Origin of the sequence: Allosediminivita pacifica (assembly GCF_003054175.1) — a bacterium.
Classification (GTDB): domain Bacteria; phylum Pseudomonadota; class Alphaproteobacteria; order Rhodobacterales; family Rhodobacteraceae; genus Allosediminivita; species Allosediminivita pacifica.
On record NZ_QBKN01000068.1, the window covers coordinates 1 to 4,161 of the forward strand.

The window sequence follows — 4,161 nt, forward strand, 5'->3', positions numbered from 1 at the left end:
TCGCGCACATTGCGAAACGCACTCCCCATCATGAGATGGGTATCACCTCGCAGTGCCGGAGCTCATCTACAACGTGGGGCGCAGCCGCCGCTTACAGCCTTGAGGACGCGGTTCCGGTGAAGTAAGCTCAGCTTGTCAGAGAAGAACTCGCGCCCCCGTCCGGTCCTGTATCGGCGGGGGTTTGTTTTAGTCGGAGGCCTTACTCGCTTCCCAAGCTTCGATTTCCGACTTCTTCCAGCGCGTGCAGCGTCCGGACAAGCGGAAGGGCTTCGGGAAAGTGGGATCAGACTTTAGCCAGCGCCATACGGTCATCCGGTGCACGCTGTAGACGGCGGCGATCTGGACGTCGCTTAAAAAGATATCGTTCATGATGCTCTCGCTACGATTTGTGCGGTTTCGCATCGCCCAAAAAGCAGCAATTGGATCGCTAATATAGGAAATTTCAAAATTTCTTTTCTGGGCGGCGAGGAGGGTCTGCCCACTGGACCGTACTGAGATCTGCAAGGCGATCGCTAACAAGCGCCCTCCGCCCGGGTGTCGTCGGCTTGGCGTTCTTCTGAAGCGGCGGGGCATGATTATAAATTGCAGGAATTTCTATCGTATCGTCTACGTGGAAGGATTGCGCGTCGGAAGACGACTTTGCCGGTAGCGGGCACGCGGCACAAAGATGCCAATACCCTTGGCCGCGAGTGTCGCGCTGATCATTGGATTTCGCGTCCGACAGCTTTGGAGCGTCGAGAAAGTCTTGAATCCTCGTGGTGACTACAGACTTCAAACGGGAATAAATGTGTCTGATCAGTGATAAATGTCTATCGTGCCAAGGAGTTCTACCGGAAACTCAGCACCCCGGCGCACATCAGGGGAAAGTCCGTTCGCATTACCAACGGAAACAGAACCCAATTTAGCAGTCAGGCCATCACAAAATATCCTCGCCACTGCGCCCGACGGGGAACACCAGAATCCCCACCGCATACCCTCGCAATAAATAATGGTTAAACGAGCAAGGGTAAATCAGCTAGCTTCGTCACGGGCGTCGTGGATCGCCTTTAGAGTCTCGGCTGCGCGAAGCGCGTTCTCCGAGGCTCTCTGCAACCAACTGATTGCAGCATCAAGAGGTGGGGCGATTCTCTCTTCGCTCCCCGCCGCCATTTTTTGCAACGCTTCAGTATTTTCCGCTACCTCGGAAGTCATATCCTCAATTAGGAATGCAAGATTATCGAGCGTGATCTTTAAATAGAAATCTCGCGCAGCGTCTGGCACGTTATCCAACTGCGAGTCGAGAACCATATGCCACTCCATAAATGGCACGAAGACACCTCTGTCATTACCGTCCCTAGCATGGGTGAGCTGCAGGTTTATCTCTGACCGAGACACCATTCCAAGTGTCTCTGCGGCAGCTCTAGAGAGCTGCACACTGCTGGGATATTCCTCAACTTCGTCAACTCCGGAGTTATTGGTCATGTCAGCTCTCCCCACGCATTGTAAAGGGTATCTGTCGATCAGGCTTAGAGCTCTGCTGGAACGACGCTTTACCAGGCACGCCTGGCGCCTGCCTGCCCGGCACAACAATCAGCTCCATAAATTGCTCTGGTTTATCGCCGTAGAACTTTGTGGGCTTATGCGACGATGGTTCAGCTTCACTGATCGTCGTTCCTGGCGACCCGGTATACTCCGGCTGTTCAAAATACCCTCTCCGTCGAGCACGCAATTTGGTAGCTACGTCTGGCACGCCCATGCTTACATCGGGGCGCGCTCTGCCGCCCATCAATGTTGCTAGGCGCTGTCCTGGCTGGCTCGGGGAAGATTTTAGAAACTCAGCTACCACCTTTGATAGGCCGGATATAAGCAAGCTATCAGATTGAGTTATTGGACCCTCCACTCGCAGCTCTTGAAGCTCAGCCTCACTTCTTGCCTTGGCGTCTTTCGCCACTGCAATCTCACGTTCAAGTTTCTCCAGCTCCAAGCGCTCTGCGGTCAGTCGAGCGCGCGCCTCAGAGGCTTTCACTTCAACGTCCTCCGTCACCGCTTTTAGTCCAGCTCCAGTTATTGTGAACTTTGCGGTCCGACCCGAGGCGTGGCGCTCTACGAGGCCGACGGCGCCCATCATCGTCAAAACGCGCGAGAGGTTTGCGGCACTGAGACCAAGTTCCTGTTCGATCGCCGCACGCTCTAACGGCCCTTCGGCATGACGCGCAAGGATGGCCAAGACATCCATCACATGCGTCTTTGCCAATACATCTTGGCGCTTCATATCGCTGGCGACATGGATCGATGCCTTGACGAGGTCACTAAGCGCATTGATACGTTCCGCGTAGCGTCGATCCTCCTCGCTACCAGCTTCACCGGAACCGCGTGTCGCGTTCTCCAAACGTAGCGCACTTTCCTCCAGGAGCCTGTGCCATCCACGGAGGCCCTCGTCGAACCGTCGTCCCGTAAGCGTCGCCCAGGTCCACTGAGCCAGTGCGGAGTAGATCGCAGCGGGTCTAGCTGCGCCTTCGAGTGCCTCGAACAATAAAGCCCTCGCCTCGCTCGGCTCGATATCGTCGCGCGCGATTGCATCCAATGAAAACAAAGCCCATCTCCTTCTACGTCTACTTAACCTTAGAGCTGCTCGAGACGTTTCACAACGCTTCACTGTGCAGATTGGTTAGCAGGTAACTACTTACCAGCTCTAAATGTACTGAAAGGTTCCCTCGGGATGCAATTTTCCGGCGCAAGGCTCTGAGGCTTGCGAGGCGCGCACAAAACGAAGTTGTCTGCCTGAGCCGCTTCTTCCGCCGAAAGGGCAAGCCCCTGCTGGGCGACCGCGCAGAGCGTGCCCACACGATTCTGCAGGCGCGTAGCCGCGTCGATCGAAGCCCTACAGGTGGACTTCTGCCCATACGAGGGAACAAAGGCGTAAGTAGCGTCGCACTCTACGAGTAGATCGTTGCGCTCGATCTCACAGAAGTCCTTGCAGATAGCGAAAAGGATCAGCTCATCTTGCGTTAATAGCAAGTCGATGCCCTCCCCCGGATCTAGCGCCTCTGCCTTCAGCGGATCACCGGCGCCAAATGGCCGCACCTTGTCAAAGCTGAACATCTTACGGCCGAAACCATCAAGGACAGTGCAACGGTTGCGCCATCGAGAGCCAATCCGCACATGCCAAGTTCCTGCCACTACAACCGGAGCCAAGTTTCCCACAAGCGGATCCGAGAGCATTGCCTTTGACAGTGCATTCAACGCCTCGGGTGGCACAAGGAGTTCCGGCCAGATCACCGCATCGCAGCCGGCGTCCAGAGCCTGTCCATATTGCGCCAAGAGGTCCTCCGCCAGGTTTGTGACGCCATGCACAGCGCGAACCGCAAACCCCTCGGCATTCCGATCCTCCTCAAGCCAAGCACCGGGAAACACGCCGCATCCCACAGTCCTTGGCGTCTTAGGATCGTTCGCAACCGACTTCGAGATGTGAACTCGAACCTCGATGCCCTTGATGGTTGTAGGCACCACCCGATGATGAAGTAGGAGCCGGCGCCTTGGTCCGTGATGAGAAGCCGGCCGGTCGGCGGCGCGGTACCGGCTCGCGGGAAGGACATAAAAGCCGTCGGAGGTCCGAAAAACCGCTGCGTCGTCAACAATGGGGGCTGGTCCATTTGCCAGGCTGGCATCGATGTACCGTGCCGCGGCAACAGCTCGGTTGAAGAGCTCCTCGTCTGAAGCCTCGCGCCCGAAGAAGCCTTCCGGATCACGGGCAAGCACAGCTGAGTACTTTGCAACGAGCTCAGCGATGTGCGTCTCGTTGAGGGTCTCGAAGTGGTTGCTACTTAATCGTTCAGGTGCATTGAGTACGATATCCCGAAGCTTGCCTAGCGCCAACCTACCCGGTTCAGCTTCGTGCGCCCGAACAAATTCCTCAGAATTTCCAAGCGCAACTAGCCTTTCGCGCCACTCAAATGCTTGCATCAACTGCACTCCCAAAATCTAGTGTAAAATGTCGGACTGGATACACGACCGCAACTGTGAACCGCAAATTGTTTGCTAGCTTCGCATCTTGGGATACTTAGGAAGCGAAGTCACCTACTGCACTTAGGTCATGTTGACAAATGGCGTAGCCAGAGGCGGATCGACGTGATGTCGACGAAGCCCAGGAAGCTCTCTGCGGTCTTGTCGTATCGGGTTGCG

At 55.8% G+C, this 4,161-nt stretch carries 4 protein-coding genes and 1 pseudogene; all 5 read right to left on the bottom strand.

Annotated features, from left to right (window positions below; translation table 11 throughout):
- Positions 1-186 precede the first annotated feature (186 nt).
- Positions 187-519, bottom strand: a complete 333-nt coding sequence (locus tag C8N44_RS23705; RefSeq protein ID WP_210204222.1) for a helix-turn-helix transcriptional regulator — start codon at positions 517-519, stop codon at positions 187-189.
- Between the two features lie 492 nt (positions 520-1,011).
- Positions 1,012-1,461: a hypothetical protein gene (locus C8N44_RS22775; protein WP_146178908.1), complete on the bottom strand. Its 450-nt coding sequence runs from the start codon at positions 1,459-1,461 to the stop codon at positions 1,012-1,014.
- A 1-nt stretch (position 1,462) separates the two neighbouring features.
- Positions 1,463-2,572, bottom strand: coding sequence for a helix-turn-helix domain-containing protein (locus tag C8N44_RS22780; RefSeq protein WP_107978972.1), 1,110 nt, complete (start codon positions 2,570-2,572; stop codon positions 1,463-1,465).
- 86 nt (positions 2,573-2,658) lie between these two features.
- The gene (locus C8N44_RS23260) at positions 2,659-3,942 is read right to left on the bottom strand and encodes a carbon-nitrogen hydrolase family protein (RefSeq protein WP_146178909.1); all 1,284 of its coding nucleotides are present in this window, start codon (positions 3,940-3,942) and stop codon (positions 2,659-2,661) included.
- A gap of 128 nt (positions 3,943-4,070) precedes the next feature.
- Positions 4,071-4,161: pseudogene (locus C8N44_RS22790) on the bottom strand (IS5/IS1182 family transposase); the annotation flags it as partial.

What these genes read in the sequence shown, in the direction of transcription:
- C8N44_RS23260 (WP_146178909.1), bottom strand. Translation starts at nt 3,942, where the DNA reads ATGCAAGCATTTGAGTGGCGCGAAAGGCTAGTTGCGCTTGGAAATTCT.
- C8N44_RS22775 (WP_146178908.1), bottom strand. Translation starts at nt 1,461, where the DNA reads ATGACCAATAACTCCGGAGTTGACGAAGTTGAGGAATATCCCAGCAGT.